The following is a 724-nucleotide window of genomic DNA, read 5'->3' as shown; positions in this document are numbered from 1 at the left end:
GTTTGGGCTTGGAAGCCGCCGATGTACAGCGTGCAGTCAAACAGAGTAAAGTTCCTTTCGCCGAAGCAACCAAAGGCATTCAGGCTTTGAAAGCAGAAGAGGGTGGACATCATCATGACCACGATCACGAAGGCCATCATCACGATCACGGCGAGTTTGATCCGCACGTTTGGACCGACCCCGTCCTGATGGGTACTTATGCGCAAAACGTTGCCAATGCTTTGATTCAAGCCGACCCTGAAGGCAAAACCTACTATCAGCAACGTTTGGGCAACTATCAAATGCAGCTAAAAAAACTGCACAGCGATGCGCAGGCTGCCTTTAATGCCGTACCTGCCGCCAAGCGAAAAGTCTTGACCGGACACGACGCGTTCTCTTACATGGGCAAACGCTACAATATTGAATTTATCGCCCCTCAAGGCGTGAGCAGCGAAGCCGAGCCGTCTGCCAAACAAGTGGCTTCTATTATCCGCCAAATCAAACGCGAGGGCATTAAAGCCGTCTTTACTGAAAACATCAAAGACACGCGCATGATTGACCGTATTGCCAAAGAAACCGGCGTTAATGTCAGCGGACGTTTGTATTCCGATGCATTGGGTGGTGCACCGGCCAATAGCTACATCGGCATGTACCGCTACAATGTCAAAGTTATGACCGATGCCATGAAAAAATAAAGCGGCTTAAAGATAAAGGCCGTCTGAAACCTGTCTGTTATACACCTCTA

General features: G+C 49.4%; 1 protein-coding gene. It reads left to right on the top strand.

All coding sequences use genetic code 11. From position 1 onward, the window contains the following. Positions 1-674, top strand: a 674-nt coding sequence (locus ACTHUM_RS16275; RefSeq protein WP_440403461.1) for a metal ABC transporter solute-binding protein, Zn/Mn family, incomplete at its 5' end; no start/stop codon positions are given. Positions 675-724 lie beyond the last annotated feature (50 nt).

This window comes from Neisseria sp. P0021.S006, from assembly GCF_051956895.1.
Note: the sequence above shows the minus strand (reverse complement) of the source record. Positions and strands in the feature narration are given on the sequence as shown.